Genomic DNA, 25,075 nt, shown 5'->3' with positions numbered 1-25,075 from the left:
CTTAAGCCTCTTTCCCGTAGTCGGCGTGGTTGGGGTTCTCCCAGATGACGGCACCGCCCATGCCGAGGCCGATGCACATCGCGGTCAGGCCGTAGCGCACCTCGGGGTGGGCCTCGAAGTGGTGGGCGAGCTGCGTCATCAGCCGCACCCCGCTCGAGGCGAGAGGGTGTCCGGTCGCGATCGCGCCGCCATACGGGTTGACACGCGGGTCGTCGTCGGCGATGCCGAAGTGGTCGAGGAAGGCGAGGACCTGCACGGCGAAGGCCTCGTTGAGCTCGAAGAGCCCGATGTCCTCGATGGTCAGGCCGGCCTTGGCGAGGGCCTTCTCGGTCGCCGGGACCGGGCCGATGCCCATGACCTCAGGCTCGACGCCGACGAAGGCGAACTCGACCAGGCGCATCCGGACGGGCAGCCCCAACTCCTTGGCGGTGTCCTCCGCGGCGAGCAGGCAGGCGGTCGCCCCGTCGTTGATGCCGGCCGCATTGCCGGCGGTCACCCGACCGTGCGCCCGGAAGGGCGTCTTGAGCGCACCAAGGTCCTCCACGGTGGTGCCGGGGCGCGGCGGCTCGTCGGTCACGGCGAGGCCGTAGCCCTTCTCGGCGCTGCGGGTCGCGACCGGCACGAGGTCCGGCTGGATCTTGCCGGCCTGGTAGGCCGCGGCGAGCTTGTCCTGCGAGGCGACCGCGAAGGCGTCCGACCGTTCCTTGGTCAGCTGCGGGTAGCGGTCGTGCAGGTTCTCGGCGGTCTTGCCCATCACCAGCGCCGACGGGTCGACGAGCTTCTCGGCGACGATCCGCGGGTTGGGGTCGACGCCCTCGCCCATGGGGTGGCGGCCCATGTGCTCCACGCCACCGGCGATGGCGATGTCGATGGCGCCGAAGGCGATCTGACCGGCCGTTGACGCGACCGCGGTCATCGCGCCGGCGCACATCCGGTCGATGCTGTAGCCCGGCACCGTCTTCGGCAGGCCGGATAGCAGGGCCGCGGTCCGGCCGAGCGTCAGGCCCTGATCGCCGATCTGTGTGGTGGCCGCGATCGCGACCTCCTCGACCTTCTCCGGTGGCAGCTCGGGGTGGCGCCGCAGCAACTCGCGGATGCACTTGATGACCAGATCGTCGGCCCGGGTCTCGGCATAGATCCCCTTGGGTCCGGATTTGCCGAAGGGCGTCCGGACGCCGTCGACGAAGACGACCTCACGCAGACTGCGCGGCATACCTGCCTCCTTGCACGGTGTGAATGTGAGTGCGGCGCCGATCAGGGGCGCCATCGCGTCCGAGCATAACTAAGCGGTCGCTTAGCTCCTCGTCACCTAGGAGGTGAGTCGCCTCACGCCTGCTCGGCGGTGAAGGCCGTATGCAGCATGGGCGCCACGATCTCGCGCTGCCAGGGCCGCACGCCATACGCCGCGAGCGCCGCGCTGAAGGCCTCGACCTCCGGTGCGTCCGCCGGAGGCGACCAGACCACCCGCCGCAGGGGCTCGGGGGAGCAGACGTTCTCGACGGGAATGGTCCGCGCCTCGGCGAATGCTGTGAGCAGGTCGCGGGTCCGAGCCAGGCGGGCCGCGGCGAGCGGATCCTTGTCGGCCCAAGCGCGCGCCGGCGGCGGGCCCTCATGGGGCAGATTGGTCGGCGGCAACTGCGAGTCGGGCAGGGCCTTGGCCCGGGCGATCGCGGCCAGCCAGTCGCGCTGGTAGCGCCCGATCCCCCGATTGCCGGTGGGCAGCGTGCCGGGGCTGGTGAGGGCGTGCTGGGCGATGAGCACCAGGACGGCGTCGGGGATCAGCCGCCCGGGCGCGATGTCGCGGGCCGAAGCGAGGCGTTCACGTTCGTACCAGAGCTCGCGGACAAAGGCCACGCCCCGGCCGCCGCGCACCTTGTGCAGCCCGGAGGTGCGCCGCCAGGGATCGACGCGCACCGTCGGCGTCCAGTCCAGGAGAGCCGCGAACTCCTGCCGGGCCCACTCGGCCTTGCCGCTGCGGGCCAGGTCGACGCCCATCAGATTGCGGATCTCACCAAGCACCTCGACATCCAGCGCGGCATAGCGCAGCCAGGCCGTCGGCAACGGACGTTGTGACCAGTCCGCCGCCGAGTGTTCCTTGGCCAGGACCAGGCCGAGGTAGTGCTCGACCACCGCAGCCAGGCCGACGCGCGGCAGGCCCAGCAGCCGCGCCGCGAGTTCGGTGTCGAAGAGTTGTCGCGGACGCAGCCCGACCTCGGCGAGGCAGGCGAGGTCCTGGGTGGCGGCGTGCAGGATCCACTCGGCCCCACCGATCGCGTCGTCGAGCGGGCTCAGATCCGGCACGGCGACCGGATCGACGAGCAGGGTCCCGGCGCCCTCCCGGCGCAGTTGGACCAGGTAGGCCTTCTGGCCAAAGCGGTAGCCCGACGCGCGCTCCGCGTCCATGGCAACCGGCCCGACGCCGCCGGCGAGATCGGCGGCCGCGGCCGCGAGGCTGCGCTCGGAGTCGATCAGATCGGGCAGCCCGTCGGCGGGCGTGTCCAGCGGGACGCCCGCAGGCACGATGTCGGTCATCGGCGGCCTACCGCCGTCGACCCGGGAGCGCCACCACGCCTTCGGGCAGCGGGGGCAGTCCGGCGATGGTGCACAGCACATCGCACCAGGCGAGGAGGTGGTCGCCGTGGTCGTCGCCCAGCGGCGTCCACGAGGCCCGGATCTCGATCTCGACACTCGGATCGCGATCGCCCATCGCCCCGAAACTCTCCGAAATCACCCGGGTCACAGTGCCGGCCTCGGCGACGAATCGCAGTCCGTAGCCAGCCAGTTGTTCGGTCAGCCAAGACCAGCCGACCTCGCCGAGCAAGGGGTCCGCGCCCATCTCCGGCTCGAGCTCGGCACGGGCGAAGGTCACCGCCCGCCAGGCGCCGCCCCACGGCTCGGGACAGGACGGGTCGTGCAGCAGCACGAAGCGGCCCGACGCGAGGTCGTCCTCATCGCCGCCAGGGATGACTTCGCCAGTGAGGGCAACGGCATACGGGGCGATGCGCGCGGGCGCGGGGACCTCGGTCAGGCGGATCTCGGGGCGCGTGGCGACGCGGCGCAAGGACTCGAGCGCCTGCGCAAATGAGTCCTGCGCGGACGGTGTCTTGGTGCGGGTGGCCACATGGGGAGCGTAGGCGCTGCGCGCGAGTTTCCCGCGGAACCGCCAAATCCGGGGAGTCGTGTCCATGGGTGCCGGGACAGGCTGCGGGTCCGGCTCGCTAGGGTGCCACGGTGTTCACCCTGCTCGCGCTCGCGTCCTCCCTGGTCTGGGGGACATCAGATTTCGTCGCGGGAGTCAAGGCCAAGACCCGCCCGGCTGCGGCCGTGGTCGGGTGGTCGCAGGCCATCGGCCTGCTCGCGATGACGATTGCGGTATGCCTGCGCACTCCCCATTTCGCATCCGGCAACTGGCCACTGTGGGCGGTCCTCGCCGGGGTTTCCGGGTCGGGAGCGCTGGTCTGCTTTTATGCGGCACTGAGCACCGGAACCATGGGAGTCGTGGCACCGATCGCATCGCTCGGGGTGGTCGTGCCGGTGATTCTCGGAGTTGCCTCGGGGGAGCAGCCGGCGCTGCTCGCCTGGGTGGGCATCATGGTCGCGATCTCGGGTGTGCTGCTCGCGTCCGGGCCGGAGCTCGAGGGCGCCGTGTCCCGGCGGCCGGTGGTGCTCGCGTCGGCGGCCGGAGCGGGCTTCGGCGTGGGGTTGTTTTCGATCCACGCCGGCAGTGCTGACTCCGTCGTCGACACCCTGTGGCTGATGCGGTTGACGTCGGTCTCGCTCTTCGGGCTGGCCGCCTTGGTGCTGCGGCGCGCTGGCGGTATGACGGGCGCCGACCTGCCGGTGCTCGTCTTCGTCGGCCTCGCCGACCTGGTGGCGAACGCGCTCTTCGGCCTGGCCGCGACGCGCGGGTATGTCAGCATCGCGGCCGTGCTTGGCTCGCTCTATCCCGTGGTCACCGCGGTCTTGGCGTATGCCGTGCTCCACGAGCGCTTGCGCCGGGTCCAACTTGCGGGGGTCGCGTTGACGATGGCCGGCGTGGCGCTCATCGCCGGCGCCTGACGCGATGCGACCCCCTCGACAGGCCGGTTCGACCCCGTCGAAAGGCCGGTTCGACCCCGTCGAAAGGCCGGTTCGACCCCGTCGAAAGGCCGATTCGACACGGCCGGCGGGTCAATTCACGATCCTTGCGCGGCTGGAGGGCGTCGGGTGGCTGACAAGCGACTGGGAAGACGTCGATGCGAGCGCCGCCGGCCGACCCCGACGCCGCTATTACCGCTTGACGGGTGAGGGCGTCCATACGGCTCGGGCGGCGTTGTCCGCACGGCAGGCCGCCATCGGCGCGCGACGTCGCGCGCCTGTCCAGGGCGCGGCACGGCCGGCCACCTCGATGACGTGACGGATCGGTCACGAGGCGCGCCGGCCGGAGGGTCGTGCGGCCCGGCGAGCGGGCCGCCATACGATCGCATCATGACCCTTGCGACCGGCCCGTCCTCGCCTGCCCTGATGCAGTCGCCGCTGGTGCGCGCGGCGCATCGCGAGAGCGTGCCGCACACGCCGGTGTGGTTCATGCGTCAGGCCGGACGGTCACTTCCGGAATACCGCACCGTCCGGGCCGGCATCCCGATGCTGGAGAGTTGTCGGCGTCCCGACCTGGTCGCCGAGATCACCCTGCAACCCGTGCGTCGACATGGGGTGGATGCGGCAATTTTCTTCTCCGACATCGTCGTTCCGGTCGCGGCCGTCGGCCTCGATATCGACATCGTGCCGGGTGTCGGGCCGGTAGTCGCCGATCCGATTCGCACCTGGGGCGACCTGGCACGCCTGCCCGAACTGACCGCCGACGCGATTCCTGACATCCGGGATTCCGTGCTTTTGCTCGTCGCGGAGCTGGGTGCAACGCCGCTGATCGGGTTTGCGGGCGCGCCCTTCACGCTGGCGAGCTATCTGGTCGAGGGCGGCCCAAGTCGCAATCACCTGCGCACCAAGGCGCTCATGCATGGCGATCCGGATCTGTGGAATGCGTTGTGCGCCAGGCTTGCTCAGATCTCGGCAGCGTTCTTAAGGGTGCAGGTCGAGGCGGGCGCCTCGGTCGTGCAGCTCTTCGACTCGTGGGCCGGCGCGCTGTCGCGAGCGGACTATGAGAAGTTCGTCCAGCCGCACTCGGCCGCCGTGTTGGCGAGCGTGGGCGAGCTCGGCGTGCCTCGGATCCACTTCGGCGTCGGGACCGGTGAGCTGCTGCCGTCGTTGGCAGCGGCCGGTGCCGACGTGGTCGGCGTCGACTATCGTGTCGCCCTGCCCGACGCCATCGCTCGCCTCGGCAGATCGTATGCCGTGCAAGGCAACCTCGACCCGGCGCTGCTCTTCGCGCCGTGGGAGGCACTCGAGCGCGAGACGCGTCGCATCCTCGCCGAAGGTGCGTCCGCGCCAGGGCACATCTTCAATCTGGGCCACGGCGTCCTGCCCGAGACCGACCCCGATGTGCTGACGCGACTGGTCGCGCTGGTCCACGAGGCCGGCGTGCGCTGACGCCGGCGATCAGCCCTCCGCGCCTGGGCGCGGCGCCGGAGTGGGTGCGTGGGCCGGCGCCGGCGTGGGTGCCGGGTGCGCCACTCACGCCATCGGGTCCGGCAGGGGGGCCGAAGTGTTGCGCTGGGTAACCTTGGGCGGCCGGGCCGCCCGGCGGGCCTGCAGGCGACGCCGGATGTAGACAATCGGCACGGCGAGCACGGCGCCGAGCAGCGCGAACGGCAAGACCGCGCCGACGATCGTGAAGAGCGCGGCGAGCGAGCCGACGAAGGCCTTCCAGCCCGCCTTCAACCCGCCGGTGAAGCCCGTCGCTGGGTTGGACAGGGCGCTGTCGATCAGGCTGGGATCGGTCGTCAGGTTGATGGTGATCGGGCTGCGCGAGGTGCTGCGATCCAGTTCCTGCAGTCGCGCCTCAATGGCCTCGAGTTCGGCCTGGCGGCTGGAGAGTTCGCGTTCGAGTTTCACGAGTTGGTCGATGTCGTCGGTCTTGTCGATGAGGTCCTGGATGCGCGCGACGGACTTCTTCATCGTGACGACGCGGGCTTGGACGTCGACATACTCGCCGGTGACATTCTCGGTCTGGCTGCGCCGATCGAGGACTGTCCCGATGCGCTGGAGCTCGTCCAGCGTGGCATCCAATTTGTCTGTGGGCACCGAAATCACCAGTGCCGCATAGGTTGTCGGGCTGATCCCAGCCCGCTCGTCGGTCTCGGTCCCGGTCGTGCCGATGTTCTCCGAGAGCACGTAGCCGGCAGCAGCAACATTGATGGCTCGCACCTGCGCGGTCGCCTTGCCGACGTCGTCGACTTGTAGGGAGAGCGTCGCCGTGCGGGTCAACTTCTGCGCATCGACTGCGACGCTCGACGATTCGGCCTTGTCGCCCGCGGCGCCGCGTGCCACGCCCACCTCGGCCGGCGCGGGCCCGGCCGCCCCGCTCGTAGCGACCGCTCCACTGCTACCGCCGCCGCTGCATCCGCCGAGGATGCCGATCGTGCCGGCGAGGCTGAGGGCCAGGGTTGCGCGGGCGATTCGCGACGTCATCATCGGTTGCTCCTGGGATCGGTGCTTCGCCCTGCGACGTCACCCTGCCGGTGGCCGTTCCCCGGTCGCGACATAAGTTGTGCGGGTGTACCGGATCGTTATCGTCGGTGGTGGCCTAGCCGGTCTGGCTGCCGCGTGGGAGTTAGTGAGCGCTTCTGAAGCCGACAGCGAGGTGCTCGTGCTCGACGGGAGCGATCGCGTCGGCGGCAAGTTGCGTCAGGAGGTCGTCGGTGGGCGCCTGGTTGACGTCGGCGCCGAATCGATGCTCGCCGTTCGCCCCGAGGCGCGCGAGCTGATTGCCGAGATAGGCGCCGGCCAACGGCTCGTGATCCCCGCGACGACCGCTGCTTCCGTCTGGTCCCACGGGGCGCTGCACCCGTTGCCGCCAGGTTCACTGATGGGGGTTCCACGGCGCCCGGCTGACGCGACCGGGATCCTCAGCGCGCAGGGCATGGAACGGCTGCGGGCTGCCCTCGTTCCGCCGGCTCCGACTCGTGACGTCAGCGTCGGTGACTACGTCGCGGCGGCCCTTGGCGATGAGGTGGTCGACCGGCTCGTCGACCCACTGCTCGGCGGTGTGTATGCCGGCGACGCTCGGCAGATCTCACTGGCTGCCGCGGTCCCGGCCATCCACGCCAAGGCACTGTCTAGCGACCCGTTGCTGGATTCCTCCCCGCCCACGCCCGAATCACCTTCGGCCCCAGCGCAATCGGCCTTCATCGGCATAGACGGGGGAGTCGGCGTGCTGCCCGAACTTCTCGCCGATGCGATCGCCAAGCGCGGCGGGCGGATCCGCACCGGGGCCGTTGTCCGGGAGGTGCGCCGCGCCGTCGCGGGCTGGGAAATCGTCGCCGGACCAACGATCGCCCCCGAGGTCATCACCGCCGACGCGGTTATCCTCGCGCTCCCGCCGGCGCCCGCGCGGCGCCTGCTGGGACCGGTCGCGCCCTCGGCCGCCCACGAGTTGGCCGCCATCGAGACGGCGTCCATGGCCATCGTCACCTTCGCCTTCCCGCGCGTGGCGATGCCGGCCTTGCCCGGCTCGGGCTTCCTCGTGCCACCCGTCGAAGGACGCGCCATCAAGGCGAGCACCTTCAGTTCCCAGAAGTGGGGATGGCTGGCCGACGCGGCGCCCGAGACCGCGTATGTCCGCGCCTCGCTCGGGCGCCACCGCGAAGAGGCCGCTCTCCAGGTCGACGACCGCACCCTGGCCGCGCGTGCGCTCGCCGATCTGCGCGCGATCGCGGGCGCCCTCCCGGACCCGCTCGATGCGCACGTCCAGCGTTGGGGCGGCGCCCTCCCGCAGTATGCCGTCGGCCACCTCGACCGGATTGCGCTGGTGCGCAAGGCGATCGGCGAGATCGACGGGCTCGAGGTGGCCGGCGCGGCATACGACGGGGTGGGCATTCCGGCGGTCATCGGCTCGGGCCGGCGGGCCGCGCGGGCCATCCGCACGGCATACGGGCCGGGGGAGTGACGGCGCGACCCGATTCGGCGCGCACGGGGCGACGGGTTCAGAATGGCGGAATGTCCGATCGACCCGTCCCGAGCAAGCCCACGCCCGCGCGCATGCGCGAGATCAACGACAGCATCCGGTATGCCATGTGGTCGGTCTTTGCGGTCGAGACGCCGCTGGGGCACGCGGGCCGGCAGGCCTACGTCCGCGATGTCGAGAAGTTGTTCGCCGACGTGGAGGCGGGTGGCGTCGTGATCCGTGGCGTCTATGACGTCGCCGGTCTGCGAGCGGACGCCGACCTGATGATCTGGTGGCACGCCGAGAGCATCGAGTTGCTCCAGGACGCCTACCACCGCTTCTTGCGCTCGGGCCTGGGACAGCACCTCAAGCCGGTGTGGTCCAATGCCGCGCTGCACCGTCCGGCGGAGTTCAACAAGAGCCATATCCCGGCCTTCATGGCCGACGAGGAGGCGCGTAACTATGTGTGCGTGTATCCGTTTGTGCGGTCCTACGACTGGTATGTCATCGACGATGCCGAACGCCGCGACATGCTGCGCGAGCACGGCCAGATGGCGAGGGACTACCCGGATGTGCGCGCCAACACGATTGCCGCCTTCGCGCTCGGTGACTACGAGTGGATCCTGGCCTTCGAGGCCGATGAGTTGCACCGGATCGTGGACCTGATGCGCGAGTTGCGCGCCTCCCGGGCCCGCCTGCACGTGCGCGAGGAGACCCCCTTCTTCACCGGCCCCCGCGTCACCCTCCCCGCCCTGATCGAGCGCCTGCGGTGACGCCGGCTACTCGGCCGGCCGGAGTGTCAGCGAGATGGAGTTGATGCAGAAGCGCTGGTCGGTCGGGGTCTGATAGCCCTCGCCCTCGAAGACGTGGCCCAGGTGGCTGCCGCAGTTGGCACACCGGACCTCGACTCGCGGGCGGCCGGGGAGCGAGCGGTCCTCCAAATACTCGACGCTGTCGCCGGCCAGCGGGGTGTAGAACGACGGCCAGCCGCAATGGCTCGCAAACTTCGTCTCCGATGCGAAAAGCTCGGCGCCGCACGCTCGGCAGGCATACACGCCCACCGTCTCGTCATCCTCATACTCGCCGCTGAACGGCCGCTCGGTCCCGGCCTCGCGCAGCACGTGGAACTCCTGCGGCGTCAACTGGGCCCGCCACTCATGCTCGCTCTTGGTGACGGCATAGTCCCGGTCGCTGTGCAGGCTGCTCATGCCAACGATTCTGGCACGTCGTGGTCGGCACCCGTCGCGAGATCACCGCACGCAATCGACTGGGCACCGGCGGCCGCGAGATAGTCGCGACCGCCGCTGTCGCCGGTCAGCGTTGCTCTCATGGGGGCCAGGTGATCGCGACCGACCACCACCGGGTGCCCCGGCAAATTGCCGTATGCCGCCCGCACCAGTGCGTCCGGTCGCCCGGCGGCGCTGTCGAGCACCCGGGCGACGACGGGTGGACCGACGTCCGGGAGGTCGATCAGGTGCAGAACGAGCAACTCGGCGTCCAGTTCGGCAGCGAGATCGAGGGCGGCGCGGACGCTGGCGCTCATGCCGCTCGCCCAGTCGGGCACCTCGACCGCCAAGACGCCGGGCGGGGCATCCACGACGGCTGCACCCATGCAGACAGCCACTCGGTCGCAGCCGCCGTTGCGCAATGCGGCCACGGACTGTTCGAGCCAGTGCCCTTGGTGCGCAAGGATCTTCGGACCGCCGAAGCGGCGGCCTGCCCCAGCGGCGAGCACGACACCTACGGTGTGGACCCGGCCGTTCCTCGCGCTGCACATGGCCACATTCTTCCGCGCCGGTCGCCCGGGCAGACGGGACGCCCGATACCGGTGGGAGACCTGAGACGATAGGGGCGTGAGTTCTAAGGCGACGGCAAAGCGCGCGGCCATCGGCGCGGCCGCGGTCAGCAGTTCGGCCGCGGCCGGAGCTGCCGGCGCTGCTCTGGGCGCGGCGGCCTACTTCGCCCGGCGCGTCCTAACTCCGGATCGGCGTAAACCGGACGACTGCGAGGTGCTGTCGACGGCCACGGACTCGGTGGTCCTGGCCGCCAACGCCGAGACGGTGGTTCCCGGCCGCTATGGCCTGTGGCTGGACGGCAGCCGCGGCCACATCCGCATCGGCGAGATCCTCGATCGCGACGAGGCCACCGTTCGCCGTCGCATCGAGGCCCAAGACTTCGGCATCATCCGCCCCGGCCCGGCGCGCTGGAACGGGTACTACTACTGCTCGCCGCCCGAGATCAGCCTCGGTCTGGCAACCCGACACGTCGAGATCGTCACGGATCTCGGGCCGATGCCGGCCTGGCTCATCCCCGGGATGGGTGACGGGAGCCGCTGGGCGATCCTTGTCCACGGCCGCGGCGCGCGCCGTGAGGAGACGATCCGGGCGATTCCGCCGGTGCTGGCCGCACGGCATACGGTTCTGGTGCCGAGCTATCGCAACGACGAAGGCGCTCCGCCCGGCCCGGACGGTCGCTACAACCTCGGGCTGTCCGAGTGGCGCGACATCGAGTCGGCCATCGCGTATGCCGTGGCCGAAGGTGCCAGAGACGTCACCTTGGTGGGGTGGTCGATGGGCGGGGCGATCGTGCTGCAGGTCCTCGCCCAGTCCGCTCTTGCCTCGGCGGTCACCCGCGTGGTTCTCGACGGCCCCGTCGTGGACTGGACTAACGTGCTGGCCCACCACGCGCGCGCCCACGGCGTGCCCTCGCCGGTCGGTGATCTGAGCCGGACCATCATGGGCAAGAAGTGGTCGCGGCGGCTGGTCGGTGTGCACGACACGGTTGACGTCGCCCAGACCAACTGGGTTGCCCGAGCCGCCGAGTTGCACCACCCGATCCTGCTCATCCACAGCATCGACGACGAGTTCGTCCCGGCCGGGCCGTCGCTTGCCCTTGCCGAGGCGCGCCCGGACCTCGTGACTGTCGTGCACTGGGAGCTGGCACGGCATTGCAAAGAGTGGAACACCGATCCGGCGCGCTGGGAGTATGCTGTCAGCGACTTCCTCAAGGCCTGATCGGCTGCCCGCCTGCGGTCCTGCTCCTTGCGGAATGCGCAGCTGCGGACCGTGCCGGACTCAGCTGTGGCCGGACGTCTCCGGCACGCGCCAGAGCCCAAGCAGGGTCGAGTCCGACTCCAGGAGAACCTTCACTCTTAACTGGACGTCGAAGTTTGCGCCGTGAGCGATCCGCGGGTGAGCACCGCCGATGCCACGCGGGACCCACGTCAGCGCGACCTCGTCCACGAGATTGCGCGCAAGCAAGGCCGCGTGGACGCGCGGCCCGCCCTCGCACAGGATGTTGTGGCGGCCCTCGCGGCCCAACGCCACGATCACCTGGCCGAGGTCGACGTCCTCCTCGCCGAGCACCCACACATTCGCGTCGCCGAGTTGCTGGCGCGCGGCCCGGACATTGCCCGCCTCGGCCCCGGACCCCGTCACAAGCACGACATGACCATCCCTCGGCGGGTCGACAAAGCCGCGGGGCACCCGGCAACGCCGGCTGACCACGATCAGCGGAGGACCGTCCGCAGGACGATAACCCTCCGCGTCCGCGGTCGCCTCACCAACCAGGACGACATCGCACAGCTCGCGGTTGAGGTCGAAGACGATCTTGTCGGCGGCGTTGTTGATCGACCCCGTCAGGCCACTGGGGCCGGTAGCGGCCCCATCGAGAGTGGCGACGAAGTTTGTGCGCACCCCGCCCCCGCCCGGCCAGGCATAGAGCGCCCGAAGCGCGTCGATGTCGGTCTCGGTGCCGGGCGCCACGGGAGTGGGGGAATCGGCATACAACAATCGCATCGGCCCAGTCTGGCGCACCGCGTCGCAGGGCCTGCCATTATGCGTGGCATGGGTAAGTCGGAGAAGACGAAGAAGTCATCGGCCAAGGCCACCAAGGCAGCCAAGGGCAAGGCGAAGAAGAACTCCAAGGACGCCAAAGAACTGGAGATCATCGCCAAGGAGCTGGCCAAGCAAGAGGCCAAAGCTGCGGCCAAGGTCGCCGAGGAGGCCGCCAAGAGCCCGACGCCCGCCGCCTTCGTCGGCGCACTGCGGGTGGGTCCCGGATTCGCCCTCGCCGATGTCGACCCGGCCTCGACCCCGGCGTTCGCGGGGGACAAGGCGGCGGGTGCCATGCTCCTCGCCCCGCTCGCGGAGCAAGTTAGTGACCTGCAGGAACGCCTGTATGCCGATTCCAAGGCCGGCGGGAAGCGCTCCATCCTGCTCGTGGTTCAGGGCATGGACACCTCGGGCAAGGGCGGCATCATGCGGCACGTCGTCGGGGCCGCCGACCCGCAGGGCATCGAACTGACGTCGTTCAAGGCGCCGACCGCAGAAGAGCGTGCCCACCCCTTCCTATGGCGGATCCGCAACGCCCTGCCGGGCTACGGCAAGATCGGCGTCTTCGACCGCTCACAGTACGAGGACGTGCTGATCGTCCGGGTGCACAATCTGGTGCCGCGGCAGCAGTGGTCGCGCCGGTATGCCCAGATCAACGCCTTCGAAAAGAGCGTTGCCGCCTCCGGCACCACGATCGTCAAGGTCATGCTGCACATCTCCAAGGAGGAGCAGAAGGCCCGGCTGGCCGAGCGGCTCGCCAACCCGGAGAAGTATTGGAAGTTCAACCCGGGCGACATCGATGAGCGTCAGTCGTGGGACGCCTATATGGAGGCCTATCAGGCCGCCTTGGAGAAGTGCTCCACCGATGAGGCGCCCTGGTATGTCGTTCCCGCCGACAAGAAGTGGTATGCCCGGTTGGCCGTCATGAATCTCCTCCTCGCGGCACTGCAGGACATCGACCCGCAGTGGCCGGCCGCCGGCTTCGACGTCGCCGAGCAGCAGGCCCGGCTCGCCGAAAGCTAACCCTCCACTTCACCCTGAGCTGCTAGCACGCTCCAGAAGCGGGCCGGCAGCTGCCGTGACAGCAGCCGGCGAGAGCGTGCCGAAAGTCGCGCCGTGGTCACCGGCCACGCGTGAGGCGAGAAATGCCTCGGCGATCGCCGGCTCGGCATACCGGGCGAGCAGCGCTGCCTGCAGAGTGATCGCCAGCCGCTCCACGGTCCGGCGGGCCTCGATCGGTGCGTGCTCGTGCCCGGCGCGGGCGCCGATCTCCTCAATGGCGTCGATGGCCCGATCCAATCGCGCATCGACGCCGCGGGCGGCGCCGGCCTCCTTGGCCAGCGCCGCGACGCTGGCCGGCTCGCGGGTCATCGCGCGCAGCACGTCGAGCGCGTTGACATTGCCCGATCCCTCCCAAATCGAGTTCAGCGGGGCCTCGCGATAGAGGCGTGCCAGACCGTTCTCCTCGACATAGCCAAGACCGCCCAGGCACTCCAGGGCCTCGGCCACCATCGGCGAGGTCCGCTTGCACACCCAGAATTTTCCCAGTGCCACGCCGAGCCGCGCGAAGTCGCTGTCGCCCTCGTCGACGGCGTGCGCCAGCCGCATCGCGAGCAGCGTGGCCGCCTCGGACTCCAGTGCCAGATCGGCCAGCACATTGCGCATCAGCGGCTGATCGATCAGCGGCCGGCCGAAGGTCATCCGGTGGGCCGTATGGTGCGTGGCCCGCACGAGCGCCTGCCGCATCGTCGCGCTCGACCCGAGGATGCAGTCGAGTCGGGTGCCGGCGACCATGTCGATGATCGTCCGTATGCCGCGCCCCTCGACCCCCAGCAGGGTCGCCCAGGAGTCATCGAACTCGACCTCCGACGACGCATTCGAGCGATTGCCCAGTTTGTCCTTCAGGCGTTGCAGCGCAAACGAATTGCGCGTGCCGTCGGGCAGGGCGCGGGGGAGGAGGAAGCAACTGAGACCGGCCGGCGCCTGGGCCAGGACGAGGAAGGCGTCGCTCATCGGCGCGCTGCAGAACCACTTGTGGCCACGCAGGCGATAACTGCCCGCGCCCAGCGGCCCTCGCGGATCCGGAGTTGCCGTCGTGCTGTTGGCCCGGACGTCGGAACCGCCCTGCTTCTCCGTCATGCCCATCCCGACGATGGCGCCCCGCTTCTGCTCGATCGGCACCAGCGCCGGCTCGTAGCTGCGGGAAGCGACCTTGGGCAGCCACTCCGTGGCCGCCCCGGGGGTCGCCGCGAGCACCGGCCCCGCGGCATACGACATCGAGATCGGGCACAGGTGCCCGTTCTCGACCTGGCTCCAGAGGTAGAAGCCGGCGGCCCGGGCTAAGTGCGCACCGGGACGGGCACCCGGAAGCCAGGGCCCGGCGGTCAAGCCGTGTTCGACGGCGACGGTCATCAGTGCGTGATAGCTCGGGTGGTAGACGACCTCATCGAGGCGATTGCCTCGAGGGTCGTGAGTGCGCAGGCGCGGCGGGAACTGATCCGCCTCGTCCGCCCACGCGGCTGCCGCTGCCGTGCCGGCCAGTTCCCCAAGGTGGCGGGCGTCGGGATCGGGTGCGCCCCAACGGGTCAGGGCATCACGAAGGGTGGGATCGGACGCGAAGAGGTCGACGCCGGCATACGGCGGGGGTTGATTGCGGACCTCGTGCGTCGCCATGCGCGCAGGATAGGCCGCGCCTGAGGTGAGTAGTCCTGCTCACGCGGGTGACCTGCCTCGCTCGGGACACTTCAGGCATGGCAAGACGTGCATGGATCCTGGCCTCGGCCACCGCTCTCGCACTGGCGGGATGTGGCAACGTCGTCACGACGAAGATCGTCGGGATAGTGGGGCTGAGCGCCGATGCCGCCGGCAACCCGGTAGTGATCGTCGCGCCGTGCGGCGCGGCGTACGACCAGGTCCAGGTGATGGGCCTGATCGACAGACGCACTGCGGATGCGACCGTCCAAAATCCGGTCCTACTCGACTTGGCCTCGGCCACAACACATTCCGAGCCCTTCACGGTCTCACTGACTCAACCCGCGCCGGACTGGACCGCCCGAGGGGGATTCGAGCCGACGGCGCAAACCGGCCTCGACATCGGTGCCGGGTCGGGCACCGAGGACATGGGTGCGACGCCCGTGCAGGTCAGCGCCCAGGACTACGCGAACGTGACGGCCGATGTGGTGATCGTGCGGGAGGGGGAGCGCTGGTCGCGCGCCGACTTCGACCGGATCGCCTGTGACCACAACGCCTGGCCGACTGCTGCGACGTCGACGTCGTAAGCGTTCCGTTATCGCCCGGCCACCGTGTCGAGTCACAACTTTCCCTTGCGCCACAGTTATCTTGGTCGAATGGTGGAGGCGAAGGGTGCGCTGAAGGGTGCGCTCGCGCGGATCCCGGGGGGTCTGTGGCTCGCCCGGCTGGTTGCCGAAACCGTCCGGATCTGTTTGCGCTATCGCGTCACCGGTCTCGCCTCCGAGGCCGGATTCTTTGCGTTGTTGTCCTTCCCGCCCTTGATCCTCGGCCTCTTCGGTGGGGTCGGCTACCTCGGGCAGTGGCTGGGCGAGGTGACGATCGAGAGCTTCACTTCGCAGATCTCGGAGTATGCCGGCCGCTTCCTGACGCCGGAGATCATTCAGGACCTGCTGCTGCCGACGGTGACCGACGTCTTCTCCGGGGGACGCGCCGACCTGATCTCGTTGGGCTTCGTGCTCTCGCTGTGGTCCGGCTCGCGCGCGCTGAACGTCTTCGTCGACACCATCACGATCATGTATGGCCAGTCCGGCGTGCGGGGGATCGTGCGCACCCGCGCGCTGAGCTTCACGCTCTACATCGTCACCCTGCTCGTCGGGGTCGTGATGATCCCGCTGGTCTTGATCGGCCCGACGCTGGTGGGCCGGCTGTTGCCGCCGAGCCTGGAGCTACTCGTCGGCCTCTACTGGCCGGTGGTGACGGTGCTCGTGGTGGCCTCGCTGACGACGCTCTATCACATCGCCACGCCCAAGAAGACGCCGTGGGTGCGCGACCTGCCCGGCGCCGTGCTGACCCTGGTGTTGTGGGCGCTGGCGTCGTGGTTCGTGCGAGGCACTATCGCGGCGTCGCTGGGCGGCACGTCGATCTACGGCCCGCTTTCAACCCCGATCGTGCTGCTGATCTGGCTCTATGCGATCGCCATCTCGGTCCTCATCGGTGCCGCCTTCAACGCGGCCACGCTGCGTGTCCAGCCCGTCGCCAAGGCGGTCGAGGCGCGCCGGGAACGCGCGGTTCGGCCGCTGACGCCCTTCCCCGAGGGGGACGCCGAGGAGTCGAAACTCTCTCGATTTGGGTATGTCCGCTCGCATGGGTTAATGTCTGTGCGCGCCAGAACGAAGCGAATGTCGGTTCCGGCGCATGCGGATGTAGCTCAGTTGGTAGAGCGCAACCTTGCCAAGGTTGAGGTCGCCGGTTCGAGGCCGGTCATCCGCTCGGAGGGTTAGCCGCCCCCGTTGGTGGAGTGGCCGAGAGGCGAGGCAACGGCCTGCAAAGCCGTGTACACGGGTTCAAATCCCGTCTCCACCTCACAGTAGGACCCTGCAAGACCCCGGGCGATTGGCGCAGCGGTAGCGCGCTTCCTTGACACGGAAGAGGTCACTGGTTCAAACCCAGTATCGCCCACCATTCGAAACGGCCCCTGACCCACGCGAGTCAGGGGTCGTTTGGCGCGAGGAACCCCGTCGTGAGCCGTCCTGATTAGGGTGACGCAGTGACGCGCGCACCCCAGCAGCCCCGCAAGCCCCTCACCGAGCTCTGGCTTCGTTACCGGGCCTACCGCGGCCGCTTCGTCGGCGCGGTCACCATGTCCACGATCAACAAGGTCGCGGACGTCATGCCCGAGTTGCTCATCGGCGCCGCTGTGGACGTCGTTGTCCGGGGCCAGGACTCGTTCGTCGCCGGGATGCTGGGCGTCGAGTCGCGCTACAGCCAGCTGGCCTGGATCGCCGTCTTCAACGTCCTGGTGTGGGTGATCGAGTCGGCGTCCCAATATGTCGCCGCCGTCCTGTGGCGCGGTCTGTCGCAGGGCATTGAGCACGATCTGCGCGTCGAGGCCTACGACCACGTCCAGCATCTTGATCTCGGTTGGCACGAAGCCCGCCCGGCCGGCGCCACCCTGGCGACCCTCAACGACGACGTCAACCAGCTCGAACGTTTCCTCGACGTTGGCGCCCCGGCCATCCTGCAGACATTCCTCAACGTCATCCTCGTCGGAGCGATCTTCGCGATCGCGTCGGTCAAGCTGCTGGTCCTGGCTTTCCTCCCGATCCCGGTCATCATCGCCGGGTCGCTGCTCTTCCAGCGACGCCTCGAACCCCTGTATGCCGTGGTGCGCGAGAAGGTTGCCGACCTCTCCGGCGCGCTCAGCGCCAATCTCGCGGGCATCGCGACCATCAAGGCCTTCACGGCGGAGGAGCGCGAGCGACGACGCATCGACGCGGCGTCAACGGCATACCAGCAGGCCAATGTGCAGGCGATCCGCACGTCGGCAGCCTTTGTCCCGTTAGTGCGTATGGCGATCCTCGCGGGCTTCACCTGCACACTGCTGCTGGGTGGCTGGCAGACCCTCGACGGGCAACTCGAGGTGGGCCTCTACTCGGTGCTGGTCTTCATGACCCAGCGGCTGCTGTGGCCGTTGACCGATGTCGCCCAGGTCCTCGACCTCTATCAACGCGGACGGGCATCGACGGCGCGCATCCAGGACCTGCTCGCGGTCCCGATCGCCGTCTCTGCGGGGCACGCTTCGCTGCGGCGCCCGGTCACCGGACGCATCGAGTTGCGCGACGTCCGCGCCGGCTATGCCGATGGGCCCGATGTGCTCCACGGGATCGACCTCCTGGTCCCCAGTGGCGAGACGCACGCCATCGTCGGCGCCACCGGCTCGGGCAAATCGACATTGCTGCGCTTGGTGCTGCGCTTCGATGATCCGCGGGCGGGCAGCGTCCTCTATGACGACCAGGACCTGCGCAGTCTCGACTGGGACTCGCTGCGCGGCTCGATCGGCTATGTCGCGCAGGACGTCTTCATGTTCGCCGGGACGATCGCCGACAACATCGCGTATGGCGCGCCCGGGGCCACCCGCGCCGAGATCGTCGCTGCCGCCGAGGCCGCGACCGCACGGGAGTTCATCGAGGAGTTGCCGGACGGCTTCGACGCTACCGTGGGCGAACGCGGGGTCACGCTCTCCGGCGGTCAGCGTCAGCGGCTGGCCCTGGCCCGCGCCTTCCTGCGCGCGCCGGCGGTTCTGGTGCTCGACGAGGCGACCAGTGCTGTAGACAACGAGACCGAGGCGGCAATCCAGCGCTCCCTGCGCGAGGCGACCTCCGAATGCACGACTCTCGTTGTGGCACATCGGCTTTCGACGGTGCGACACGCCGATCGGATTTGGGTGATGGACCGCGGCCGCATCATCGAGGCGGGCACGCACGATGAGCTGCTCGCACAGGACGGCCAGTATGCCGCGCTGTGGCGGGTGCAGACCGGCGGCGTGTGAGAGCCCTCACGCGGCAGCGGCTCTGAGGACGCGGGCCAGGGCCACGGCATACGCGCGCACGTGGTCGAGGTCGACCCACTCATCGACTGCATGCAGCCCGCCGCCAGCCGGCCCGCACACGAGAGAGGGTATGCCGGCCGCTTGCCACAGGGCGGCTTCCATCCAGTATGGCGCCTCGAATGAGGTTGCCGGCGAGCCGATTTCCGCGTCCAGGGCAGCGTCGAGGCAATCGGCGAAATCGGACGCGGGGCCTTCGGCGTCGAGTTCCCAGGCAGGGCGGTTGATGGTGAGGGCTATCTCGGCGCGCACCTCCCCGGCCGTAGTACGCACGGCGTGGAGGGCGGCGTCGATGTCGTCGAGGAGCACGCCGGGATCCTCGCCGGGGACAGTGCGGCGCTCGACAGTCAGGCGGGCCTCGTCGGGAACGGTGAAGGGTGCGCGTCCGGAGTGCATGACGCTGACGAGCAGTTCCCCACCCCGCTTCCGTATGCCGTGGGCCCGCCCTTCGATCGCGCCGACCAAGGCTGCTGCCTGCGTGAGGGCATTGACGCCCTCGTGCGCAAGAGAGGTGTGGGCGGCCCGGCCGGTGATCGTCACGTCGGCGACGGCATAGCCGCGCAGTGAGCGGCACCGGCCCAGCCACGTCGGTTCGCCGACCAGGCATACGGACGGGTGAATCCCGAGGCGAGGCAAGGCGTCCAGCACGGCCTCGGTGCCGAGGCTGCGATCCTCCTCGTCGGCCACGAGGGCCAGCAGGACCTCGGCGCCGGCGTCCCCGGCCGCCTCGGCGGCCACGACCAAGGCGGCGACACCACCGAGCATGTCGCAGGTGCCCCGGCCGTACATGCGGGTGTCCTCGATGCGAGGCACGAATGGCGCAACCATGCCGTCGACCCCCACCGTGTCCAGGTGGCCGTTCAGCACCACCGGGCGGGCGGCTGCCGACATCCCGCCGGGCCAGGCGAGCAGCGATGGCCGGTCGGGCACGCCGAGCGCGGGGACAACGAGCGTGCGCCAGCCACGGTGGGCGAGCCGTAGCCGCAGATGCTCGACGATGGCCGCTTCCCCCCGTGCTCCTGGAGCCAGCCCCGGGTTGACGGAGTCGATCGCCACCAGTTCGCTCAAGAGTTGGATCGCGTTGTGCGACAACAGTTCCGGGTCGACTGGCGCATGCTCGGACATCTGCTGAGTCTAGCCGGGCACAGTCGCTAGGCTGGATCGGTGACTCGTGAGCACCTCGACGCCGACCAGCAGGCGCGGATCGTCGAGATCGCTCTCGACCTCGCCCGAGAGGGACGCACCGACGAGCTGGTCGAGTTCCTCGATCACGGCCTGCCGGTCGACGTCACCGGCCCCAACGGCGATACCGCACTGATGCTCGCCGCGTATCACGGCCACGCTGGCCTGGTGCGCACTCTCATCGACCGGGGAGCAAATCTGAACGCGCTGAATGCGCGGGGCCAGTCGATCATTGCCGGCGCGATCTTCAAGGGCGAGAACGAGATCGTCCGCGCACTGGTCGCGGCGGGTGCCGATCTCGACGCCGGCACACCGAGCGCCCGGGAGACTGCGGCGATCTTCGGGCGGGCCGAATTGCTCGCGCGCGGAGCCGGGTGATGGCCGCCGTCTACACACACCGGGTGAGGTATCACGAGACCGACGCCCAGGGCTTTCTCTTCAATGCCCGCTATCTCGAAGTCGCCGATGTGGCGATGACCGAATGGTTGCGCTCCCTGGGTTTCACGTATGACGCCTTGGTCGCCGATGGTCTGGATGTCTCGGTGGTGACGGCAACCATCCACTTCAAATCACCGGCCCGCTTCGATGACGTCCTGGACGCCGACGTGCGCTGCACTCGGGTCGGCAGGTCGAGTTTCGTTCTGGCCGTGGAGATTTCACGTGCCGGCGACGCCGTGGCGACAGTCGACCTTGTCTACGTCAACGTCGACACGGCCACCGCGACCTCCCGGCCGCTGCCCGAGTTCTTCACCCGCGCACTGGTCGACCCGCGCGACGGGCCCCGTCCGTAAACGCTGCTAACACACGTTAGGTGTCCTCCAGCAGGGTCTACCGTGTTGGAGGACACCTAAGGTGTGTTAGCAGGGTTTAGGGTCAGGGGCGGCGCTCAGAGGAGGTCGCCGTCGAAGTCCGGGCCGGACTCCAGGCCGTCGGTGCCAGCCTTCGGGGCCTCCCCGGCGTCCAGCGCCTTGATGGCTGCCGAGACACCCTCGCCATAGGCCGGGTCGGCCTTGGTGCAGTTGCCGATGTGGCGGTCGATGGTCTCCTGGGAGGCACCGCTGATCGCGCGCGCGGTGTTCTCGAAGAGCCGCTGCTGCTGCTCCGGAGTGAAGGAGCGGAAGAGCATCCCCGGCTGGGTGAAGTAGTCGTCGTCGTCCTCGCGGAAGTTGAAGCGGTCCGCGAGCGGGTCGATCCGCAGCGGGGGCTCGCGGAACTGCGGCTGCTCCGCCCACCGGTCGTAGCTGTTCGGTTCGATGCCCGGCGTCGCCTCCGAGTGAATGCGCATCGCGCCATCGCGGTGGTAGGAGTTGGTCCCGGGCGCACCCTTGGGGGAGTTGACCGGGATCTGGTGGTGGTTGACGCCGAGCCGGTAACGCTGAGCGTCGCCATAGGAGAACAGGCGGCCTTGCAGCATACGGTCAGGTGAAAAGCCAATGCCTGGAACGACATTCGCGGGCGAGAAGGCCGACTGCTCTACTTCGGCGTGGTAGTTCTCCGCGTTGCGGTTCAGCTCCCACTCGCCGACCTCGATCAGCGGGTAGTCCTCCTTCAGCCAGACCTTGGTCAGGTCGAAGGGGTGGAAGCGGTAGTTCTCGGCATCCGTCTCCGGCATGATCTGCACGTAGAGCTTCCACTTGGGGAAGTCGCCGGCCTCGATGGCGTCGAAGAGCGCCCGCTGGCTCGACTCGCGGTCGCCGGCAATGATGGCCGCGGCCTGCGCATCGGTCAGGTTCTTCAACCCTTGCTGTGCGCGGTGGTGGAACTTGACCCAGTAGCGCTCGCCCGCGGCGTTGTAGAAGGAGTACGTGTGGCTGGAGAAGCCGTTCATGAACCGGTAGTCCGCGGGAATGCCGCGGTCCGACATCACGATGGTGACCTGGTGCAGAGCCTCGGGCAGATTTGTCCAGAAGTCCCAGTTGTTCTCGGCATTGCGCAGGTTGGTCTTGGGGTCGCGCTTGACGGCGTGGTTGAGATCGGGGAACTTCAAGGAGTCCCGGAAGAAGAAGACCGGCGTGTTGTTGCCGACGATGTCCCAGTTGCCCTGATCGGTGTAGAACTTCACCGCGAAACCGCGGATGTCGCGCTCGGCATCCGCCGCGCCGCGCTCACCCGCGACGGTCGAGAACCGCACGAAGAGTTCGGTCTGCTTCCCGACTCCCGAGAAGATGGAGGCGCTGGTGAACTTCGAGATGTCATTGGTCACCGTGAAGGTGCCATAGGCGCCCGACCCCTTGGCGTGCATGCGGCGCTCGGGGATGACCTCGCGGTCGAAGTGGGCGAGCTTCTCCAGGAACCAGACGTCCTGCAGGAGCATCGGGCCGCGGGCGCCGGCCGTGATGCTGTTCTGGTTCTCCCAGACCGGCGCGCCGGCGACGGTGGTCAGTGGCTTGGTGTTGCCCGACTCTTGCCGGGGACCTGCGACAGACATTGCGTGGACCTCCTTGCCAGGGCTTCTGCCCCGACTTCTAGTTGCTGGTTGGTGGGGAAATCTGTTGGCACGCGGGGCAATAGCCCCAGAAGACGACCTCGGCTTCGTCGATGACGAAACCATGGTCGGTCGCCGGCTCGAGGCAGCCTCGCTCGCCGACCGCGCAGGGGACGTCGAGCAGGGTGCCGCAGCCACGGCATACGAGGTGGTGGTGATTGTCGCCGCTGTCGATCTCGAACAGGGCGGGGGAGCCGGCCGGCTCGATACGGCGCACCAGGCCCGCGTCCGTCAGAACGCGGAGCACGTCATAGATCGCCTGGGTCGACACCCCGCCGAGGCGGGAGCGGACCGCCGTCGTTAGGCCGTCCACGTCCGTATGAGCGAGCGCCGCCAACTCGTGCAGCGTCGCCACCCGCGGCGCCGTCACGCGCAAGCCCGCGCCGCGCAGCGCGGTGGCGGGTTCGGTGCCGAGGGGATAGGTCATCGCCTCCATCCTGGCCACAAGAATGGAACAAGTCAAGAGTTGGAATGACTGGCATCTCGTCTCATGGCGAGGCTCACATTCGATCCGCCCGAGACGACTGCCTGGTATGACTGTCGCCGTGAGTGTGCCCGTCCATACCGTCATCGACTCTCCGGTCGGGGCATTGACCCTGGTCGCCGAGGACGCGGCCCTGACCGGGATCTATTTCGCCATCCACCGCCGGCGCGACCGGTTGCCGGACTTCGGCGAGCTGGTCTCCAGCAGTGGGTTATTCGGTGATGCCGCCCGCCAGCTGGGGGAGTATTTTGCCGGTGATCGCCGGGTCTTCGACCTGCCACTCGCGCCCCGTGGTGATCAGTTCCAGCAGTCGGTCTGGGCGCAACTGCGCCAAATTCCGTATGGCGAGACCCGGTCTTATGGCGATCTCGCCAAGGCGATTGGTCGTCCCGGCGCCGCGCAAGCGGTGGGCGCCGCCAATGGTGCCAACCCGCTCAGCATCGTCGTGCCGTGTCACCGGGTGATCGGCGCCGACGGCTCGCTGACTGGGTATGCGGGCGGGTTGGACCGTAAGCGCTTCCTGCTCGAGCTCGAGCGGCCCGCCGCGGACGTCGAGGGGCGGCTGTTCTGAGGCGCTGACCTCGGTGTCGCTCGAAGGCAGTCGCTCGGCGCGTCGGGCAGACTTGGCTCCATGGCAGCGACCGGCATGATCATCGGCCAGGACGGTCTGGCACGACCGGCCTGGGCGGCGATCGATCCGCTGCTGCAGGCCTACTACGACGCCGAGTGGGGCATGCCCGTCCGGGACGAGCGCGGGGTCTTCGAGCGCCTGACGCTGGAGGCCTTTCAGTCCGGCCTGTCCTGGGCGACGATCCTGCGCAAGCGCCCGGCCTTCCGCGCGGCATTCGATGGCTTTGACCCGGAGCGGGTTGCTGCATACGGGGATTCGGACGTGGCGCGCCTGATGGCGGACGCGGGAATCGTCCGCAACCGCCGCAAGATCGACGCGACCATCGCCAACGCCCGGGCCACCATCGCCCTGCGCGCCGCCGGCGGCTTGGCCGACTTCGTCTGGTCCTTCCGGCCCGCGACAACCCCCGCGCCACGCACGCAGGCTGAGGTGCCGACTCAGTCCTTAGAGTCCACGGCACTCTCGAAAGCCTTGAAGTCCAAGGGTTTTGCGCATGTCGGCCCCACCACGATGTTCGCGCTCATGGAAGCTATCGGCATCGTCGACACGCACCTTCTTGACAGCCACCGCCGCGGGACTTCGGGCGTGTGGCCGCCCTATCCCGATAGCGTGAGCGGATGAGCGACCCCATCCTGCCGCCGCGCGACATCCCGGCCGCACCCGCTGAGGTCGAGGCGCTGCTGGTGATCCTGCACCGCAACCGGCGCACGTTCGCCTGGAAATCTTTCGGCCTCGACCACGCGGCGATGAACCGCACGCTGCCACCGTCGACGCTGACCCTCGCCGGTCTGGTCAAGCACCTGGCCCTCGTCGAGGATCACTACTTCACCCATCAGCTGATGGGCCGCGACTACCCGGTGGTCTGGGCGCCGTTGGCGGAGAACGCGAACTGGGATTTCGAGTCATCGGCGCTGGACACTCCCGATGAACTCCAAGAGCTCTGGCTCGCCGCCGTGGCGCGCTCCGAGTCGGCGACGCAGGAGGCGCTCGCGGACGGTGGGCTAGACCGGCTGGTCGCCGACTCCGGTGGTGGCGAGCCCTTCAACCTGCGCCGGGTGATGCTCGACCTGATCGAGGAGTATGCGCGGCACACCGGCCATGCCGACCTGATCCGCGAGTCGATCGACGGCCTGGTCGGCGAGGGCGCCCCGCCCTAGGCTCGCCCCACTCCGCCCGGCGTTGCTCAATAGGCCTCATGGCGACCAGACGGATCCGGGCCCGTGTTGCCGCCCGAGCGAGCGGCCCGGGCCGGCGGCTCACCAGTGCGCCAGGGTTCGCCGACGGGGCAACTCGCGGTCGTGACGTTTGCGGTGCCGACAAGGGTTTGACTCAACGGGCTTGAACATTCACCTCATACATCGAATGGCCGGATCCCGTGGCGCGCGCCGTCATGACTACGCGGACGTAGCGCGCCGATCACGGCGCAAAGGCCGAGACATGGGTGCCGCCCCGCCCGCCGGTCACGGAAGCCGCTGTGCTCCACGGCGATCCGTCGAGCGACGTCTCGATGCGATAGGCCTTTGCGTATGCCGTTTCCCAGTCGATGGCGACACGGCCCACCTGCCGCGCGGCGCCGAGATTGACGCGCCACCACTGGCGGTCGCTCCGCGCGCTCGCCCACCGAGTCGTCCCCGACCCCTCGCTGGCCTTTGCCTGGCACGAAGCTGCCGGAGAGCGACCATTGCGTCGAGCTGGCGGTCGCGGCACGGCCGGCCGCGAGGTTGACCGGTGCCGCCCGCGAGTTGATCGACATACGCCTGCAGGTCGTAGGCCGTCTGAGCCTGACGGCGGACATTGGACATGTCGTCGCAGGCGTATTTCTGCGAGAAGAGCATGCAGAAG

The 25,075-nt window shown here is 68.9% G+C and carries 25 protein-coding genes, 3 tRNA genes and 1 pseudogene; 17 read left to right on the top strand and 12 right to left on the bottom strand.

The genetic code is table 11. The annotated features are described in order from the left end of the window. Nucleotide 1: 1 nt before the first annotated feature. The 3 genes from ABD209_RS07020 to ABD209_RS07010 form a co-directional block, all read right to left on the bottom strand. A complete protein-coding gene (locus ABD209_RS07020) occupies nt 2-1,213 on the bottom strand; it encodes a thiolase family protein (RefSeq protein ID WP_344064041.1) in 1,212 nt (403 codons plus the stop codon). Between the two features lie 113 nt (nt 1,214-1,326). After that, complete coding sequence (locus tag ABD209_RS07015) at nt 1,327-2,532, bottom strand: ribonuclease D (RefSeq protein ID WP_344064038.1); 1,206 nt, start codon at nt 2,530-2,532, stop codon at nt 1,327-1,329. A 7-nt stretch (nt 2,533-2,539) separates the two neighbouring features. Then, nucleotides 2,540-3,121: a DUF3000 domain-containing protein gene (locus ABD209_RS07010; RefSeq protein ID WP_344064035.1), complete on the bottom strand. Its 582-nt coding sequence runs from the start codon at nt 3,119-3,121 to the stop codon at nt 2,540-2,542. 110 nt (nt 3,122-3,231) lie between these two features. Between ABD209_RS07010 and ABD209_RS07005 the strand changes: the two genes are divergently transcribed. Together ABD209_RS07005 and hemE are read left to right on the top strand one after the other, a co-directional pair. Continuing rightward, nucleotides 3,232-4,059 (top strand): DMT family transporter, encoded by an 828-nt coding sequence (locus tag ABD209_RS07005; protein WP_344064033.1) that lies wholly within the window; start codon nt 3,232-3,234, stop codon nt 4,057-4,059. Between the two features lie 408 nt (nt 4,060-4,467). Next, a complete protein-coding gene (hemE, locus tag ABD209_RS07000) occupies nt 4,468-5,526 on the top strand; it encodes a uroporphyrinogen decarboxylase (protein WP_425564597.1) in 1,059 nt (352 codons plus the stop codon). Between the two features lie 84 nt (nt 5,527-5,610). On the opposite strand, the gene ABD209_RS06995 is transcribed toward hemE, so the two are convergent. Next, complete coding sequence (locus ABD209_RS06995; RefSeq protein ID WP_344064031.1) at nt 5,611-6,570, bottom strand: DUF4349 domain-containing protein; 960 nt, start codon at nt 6,568-6,570, stop codon at nt 5,611-5,613. An 82-nt stretch (nt 6,571-6,652) separates the two neighbouring features. Here ABD209_RS06995 and hemG point away from each other — a divergent pair, with 82 nt between their 5' ends. Next, entirely contained in the window at nt 6,653-8,044 is a 1,392-nt protein-coding gene (hemG, locus tag ABD209_RS06990) for a protoporphyrinogen oxidase (RefSeq protein WP_344064029.1), read from the top strand. 50 nt (nt 8,045-8,094) lie between these two features. Beyond that, nucleotides 8,095-8,814, top strand: a complete 720-nt coding sequence (gene hemQ, locus ABD209_RS06985) for a hydrogen peroxide-dependent heme synthase (protein ID WP_344064026.1) — start codon at nt 8,095-8,097, stop codon at nt 8,812-8,814. 6 nt (nt 8,815-8,820) lie between these two features. Here hemQ and msrB read toward each other — a convergent pair whose 3' ends face one another. Together msrB and ABD209_RS06975 are read right to left on the bottom strand one after the other, a co-directional pair. Continuing rightward, complete coding sequence (msrB, locus tag ABD209_RS06980; protein WP_344064023.1) at nt 8,821-9,249, bottom strand: peptide-methionine (R)-S-oxide reductase MsrB; 429 nt, start codon at nt 9,247-9,249, stop codon at nt 8,821-8,823. Further along, complete coding sequence (locus ABD209_RS06975; protein WP_344064020.1) at nt 9,246-9,818, bottom strand: nucleotidyltransferase family protein; 573 nt, start codon at nt 9,816-9,818, stop codon at nt 9,246-9,248. The genes msrB and ABD209_RS06975 overlap by 4 nt, the downstream gene beginning before the upstream one ends. A 76-nt stretch (nt 9,819-9,894) precedes the next feature. Between ABD209_RS06975 and ABD209_RS06970 the strand changes: the two genes are divergently transcribed. Beyond that, entirely contained in the window at nt 9,895-11,055 is a 1,161-nt protein-coding gene (locus ABD209_RS06970) for an alpha/beta hydrolase family protein (RefSeq protein WP_344064017.1), read from the top strand. A 60-nt stretch (nt 11,056-11,115) separates the two neighbouring features. Here the strand turns inward: ABD209_RS06970 and ABD209_RS06965 are convergent, their stop codons facing one another. Next, nucleotides 11,116-11,838 carry a dihydrofolate reductase family protein gene (locus ABD209_RS06965; protein WP_344064015.1) on the bottom strand — a complete coding sequence of 241 codons (723 nt, stop codon included), beginning with the start codon at nt 11,836-11,838 and terminating at the stop codon, nt 11,116-11,118. A 48-nt stretch (nt 11,839-11,886) separates the two neighbouring features. Here ABD209_RS06965 and ABD209_RS06960 point away from each other — a divergent pair, with 48 nt between their 5' ends. Then, nucleotides 11,887-12,897 (top strand): polyphosphate kinase 2 family protein, encoded by a 1,011-nt coding sequence (locus ABD209_RS06960; RefSeq protein ID WP_344064012.1) that lies wholly within the window; start codon nt 11,887-11,889, stop codon nt 12,895-12,897. Nucleotides 12,898-12,906: 9 nt separating this feature from the next. Here the strand turns inward: ABD209_RS06960 and ABD209_RS06955 are convergent, their stop codons facing one another. Further along, a complete protein-coding gene (locus ABD209_RS06955; protein WP_344064009.1) occupies nt 12,907-14,547 on the bottom strand; it encodes an acyl-CoA dehydrogenase family protein in 1,641 nt (546 codons plus the stop codon). Nucleotides 14,548-14,624: 77 nt separating this feature from the next. On the opposite strand from ABD209_RS06955, the gene ABD209_RS06950 reads away from it, so the two are divergent. The 6 genes and pseudogenes from ABD209_RS06950 (at nt 14,625) to ABD209_RS06925 (ending at nt 18,394) form a co-directional block, all read left to right on the top strand. Then, nucleotides 14,625-15,152, top strand: a complete 528-nt coding sequence (locus ABD209_RS06950) for a hypothetical protein (protein ID WP_344064006.1) — start codon at nt 14,625-14,627, stop codon at nt 15,150-15,152. A gap of 69 nt (nt 15,153-15,221) precedes the next feature. Continuing rightward, a pseudogene (locus ABD209_RS06945) lies at nt 15,222-16,019 on the top strand (YihY/virulence factor BrkB family protein); the annotation flags it as partial. 243 nt (nt 16,020-16,262) lie between these two features. Continuing rightward, nucleotides 16,263-16,335: transfer RNA gene (locus ABD209_RS06940), tRNA-Gly, on the top strand. Nucleotides 16,336-16,357: 22 nt separating this feature from the next. Next, nucleotides 16,358-16,428, top strand: a tRNA-Cys gene (locus tag ABD209_RS06935). A gap of 24 nt (nt 16,429-16,452) precedes the next feature. Further along, nucleotides 16,453-16,527: transfer RNA gene (locus ABD209_RS06930), tRNA-Val, on the top strand. An 85-nt stretch (nt 16,528-16,612) separates the two neighbouring features. Continuing rightward, a complete protein-coding gene (locus tag ABD209_RS06925) occupies nt 16,613-18,394 on the top strand; it encodes an ABC transporter ATP-binding protein (protein WP_344064003.1) in 1,782 nt (593 codons plus the stop codon). Between the two features lie 6 nt (nt 18,395-18,400). Here the strand turns inward: ABD209_RS06925 and ABD209_RS06920 are convergent, their stop codons facing one another. Continuing rightward, entirely contained in the window at nt 18,401-19,576 is a 1,176-nt protein-coding gene (locus ABD209_RS06920) for a M20 family metallopeptidase (RefSeq protein WP_344063999.1), read from the bottom strand. Nucleotides 19,577-19,615: 39 nt separating this feature from the next. Between ABD209_RS06920 and ABD209_RS06915 the strand changes: the two genes are divergently transcribed. Further along, nucleotides 19,616-20,011, top strand: a complete 396-nt coding sequence (locus ABD209_RS06915) for an ankyrin repeat domain-containing protein (RefSeq protein ID WP_324385355.1) — start codon at nt 19,616-19,618, stop codon at nt 20,009-20,011. 23 nt (nt 20,012-20,034) lie between these two features. After that, nucleotides 20,035-20,424, top strand: coding sequence for an acyl-CoA thioesterase (locus tag ABD209_RS06910; RefSeq protein ID WP_344063995.1), 390 nt, complete (start codon nt 20,035-20,037; stop codon nt 20,422-20,424). A gap of 95 nt (nt 20,425-20,519) precedes the next feature. Here the strand turns inward: ABD209_RS06910 and ABD209_RS06905 are convergent, their stop codons facing one another. Both ABD209_RS06905 and ABD209_RS06900 read right to left on the bottom strand, forming a co-directional pair. Next, entirely contained in the window at nt 20,520-22,061 is a 1,542-nt protein-coding gene (locus ABD209_RS06905; RefSeq protein ID WP_344063992.1) for a catalase, read from the bottom strand. 37 nt (nt 22,062-22,098) lie between these two features. Next, the gene (locus tag ABD209_RS06900; protein WP_344063989.1) at nt 22,099-22,545 is read right to left on the bottom strand and encodes a Fur family transcriptional regulator; all 447 of its coding nucleotides are present in this window, start codon (nt 22,543-22,545) and stop codon (nt 22,099-22,101) included. A 124-nt stretch (nt 22,546-22,669) separates the two neighbouring features. Here ABD209_RS06900 and ABD209_RS06895 point away from each other — a divergent pair, with 124 nt between their 5' ends. From ABD209_RS06895 to ABD209_RS06885, 3 genes are read left to right on the top strand one after another with little or no spacing between them, the layout of a single operon-like run. Then, nucleotides 22,670-23,173: a methylated-DNA--[protein]-cysteine S-methyltransferase gene (locus tag ABD209_RS06895; RefSeq protein ID WP_344064082.1), complete on the top strand. Its 504-nt coding sequence runs from the start codon at nt 22,670-22,672 to the stop codon at nt 23,171-23,173. A 60-nt stretch (nt 23,174-23,233) separates the two neighbouring features. Next, nucleotides 23,234-23,854 carry a DNA-3-methyladenine glycosylase I gene (locus ABD209_RS06890; RefSeq protein WP_344063986.1) on the top strand — a complete coding sequence of 207 codons (621 nt, stop codon included), beginning with the start codon at nt 23,234-23,236 and terminating at the stop codon, nt 23,852-23,854. Beyond that, on the top strand, nt 23,851-24,390 hold the full coding sequence (locus tag ABD209_RS06885; protein ID WP_344063983.1) for a mycothiol transferase: 540 nt from the start codon (nt 23,851-23,853) through the stop codon (nt 24,388-24,390). Before ABD209_RS06890 ends, ABD209_RS06885 begins: the two co-directional genes overlap by 4 nt. Before the next feature lie 259 nt (nt 24,391-24,649). Here ABD209_RS06885 and ABD209_RS19790 read toward each other — a convergent pair whose 3' ends face one another. Then, complete coding sequence (locus ABD209_RS19790; protein WP_425564596.1) at nt 24,650-24,940, bottom strand: discoidin domain-containing protein; 291 nt, start codon at nt 24,938-24,940, stop codon at nt 24,650-24,652. Nucleotides 24,941-25,075 lie beyond the last annotated feature (135 nt).

Source organism: Nostocoides vanveenii (assembly GCF_039531165.1).
Lineage (GTDB): Bacteria > Actinomycetota > Actinomycetes > Actinomycetales > Dermatophilaceae > Nostocoides_A > Nostocoides_A vanveenii.
The sequence above is the reverse complement of the archived record's forward strand: the minus strand, read 5'-3'. Positions and strand labels throughout refer to the sequence as shown.

Bases quoted from the DNA above. Each gene is read 5' to 3' on its own strand.
- msrB (WP_344064023.1), bottom strand. From the start codon at position 9,249: ATGAGCAGCCTGCACAGCGACCGGGACTATGCCGTCACCAAGAGCGAG.
- ABD209_RS06950 (WP_344064006.1), top strand. From the start codon at position 14,625: ATGGCAAGACGTGCATGGATCCTGGCCTCGGCCACCGCTCTCGCACTG.
- ABD209_RS07020 (WP_344064041.1), bottom strand. From the start codon at position 1,213: ATGCCGCGCAGTCTGCGTGAGGTCGTCTTCGTCGACGGCGTCCGGACG.
- ABD209_RS06975 (WP_344064020.1), bottom strand. From the start codon at position 9,818: ATGTGCAGCGCGAGGAACGGCCGGGTCCACACCGTAGGTGTCGTGCTC.
- ABD209_RS06965 (WP_344064015.1), bottom strand. From the start codon at position 11,838: ATGCGATTGTTGTATGCCGATTCCCCCACTCCCGTGGCGCCCGGCACC.
- ABD209_RS06905 (WP_344063992.1), bottom strand. From the start codon at position 22,061: ATGTCTGTCGCAGGTCCCCGGCAAGAGTCGGGCAACACCAAGCCACTG.
- ABD209_RS06995 (WP_344064031.1), bottom strand. From the start codon at position 6,570: ATGATGACGTCGCGAATCGCCCGCGCAACCCTGGCCCTCAGCCTCGCC.
- ABD209_RS06900 (WP_344063989.1), bottom strand. From the start codon at position 22,545: ATGACCTATCCCCTCGGCACCGAACCCGCCACCGCGCTGCGCGGCGCG.
- ABD209_RS06885 (WP_344063983.1), top strand. From the start codon at position 23,851: ATGAGCGACCCCATCCTGCCGCCGCGCGACATCCCGGCCGCACCCGCT.
- ABD209_RS06955 (WP_344064009.1), bottom strand. From the start codon at position 14,547: ATGGCGACGCACGAGGTCCGCAATCAACCCCCGCCGTATGCCGGCGTC.
- ABD209_RS06920 (WP_344063999.1), bottom strand. From the start codon at position 19,576: ATGTCCGAGCATGCGCCAGTCGACCCGGAACTGTTGTCGCACAACGCG.
- ABD209_RS07015 (WP_344064038.1), bottom strand. From the start codon at position 2,532: ATGACCGACATCGTGCCTGCGGGCGTCCCGCTGGACACGCCCGCCGAC.
- hemE (WP_425564597.1), top strand. From the start codon at position 4,468: ATGACCCTTGCGACCGGCCCGTCCTCGCCTGCCCTGATGCAGTCGCCG.
- hemQ (WP_344064026.1), top strand. From the start codon at position 8,095: ATGTCCGATCGACCCGTCCCGAGCAAGCCCACGCCCGCGCGCATGCGC.
- ABD209_RS06890 (WP_344063986.1), top strand. From the start codon at position 23,234: ATGGCAGCGACCGGCATGATCATCGGCCAGGACGGTCTGGCACGACCG.
- ABD209_RS06960 (WP_344064012.1), top strand. From the start codon at position 11,887: ATGGGTAAGTCGGAGAAGACGAAGAAGTCATCGGCCAAGGCCACCAAG.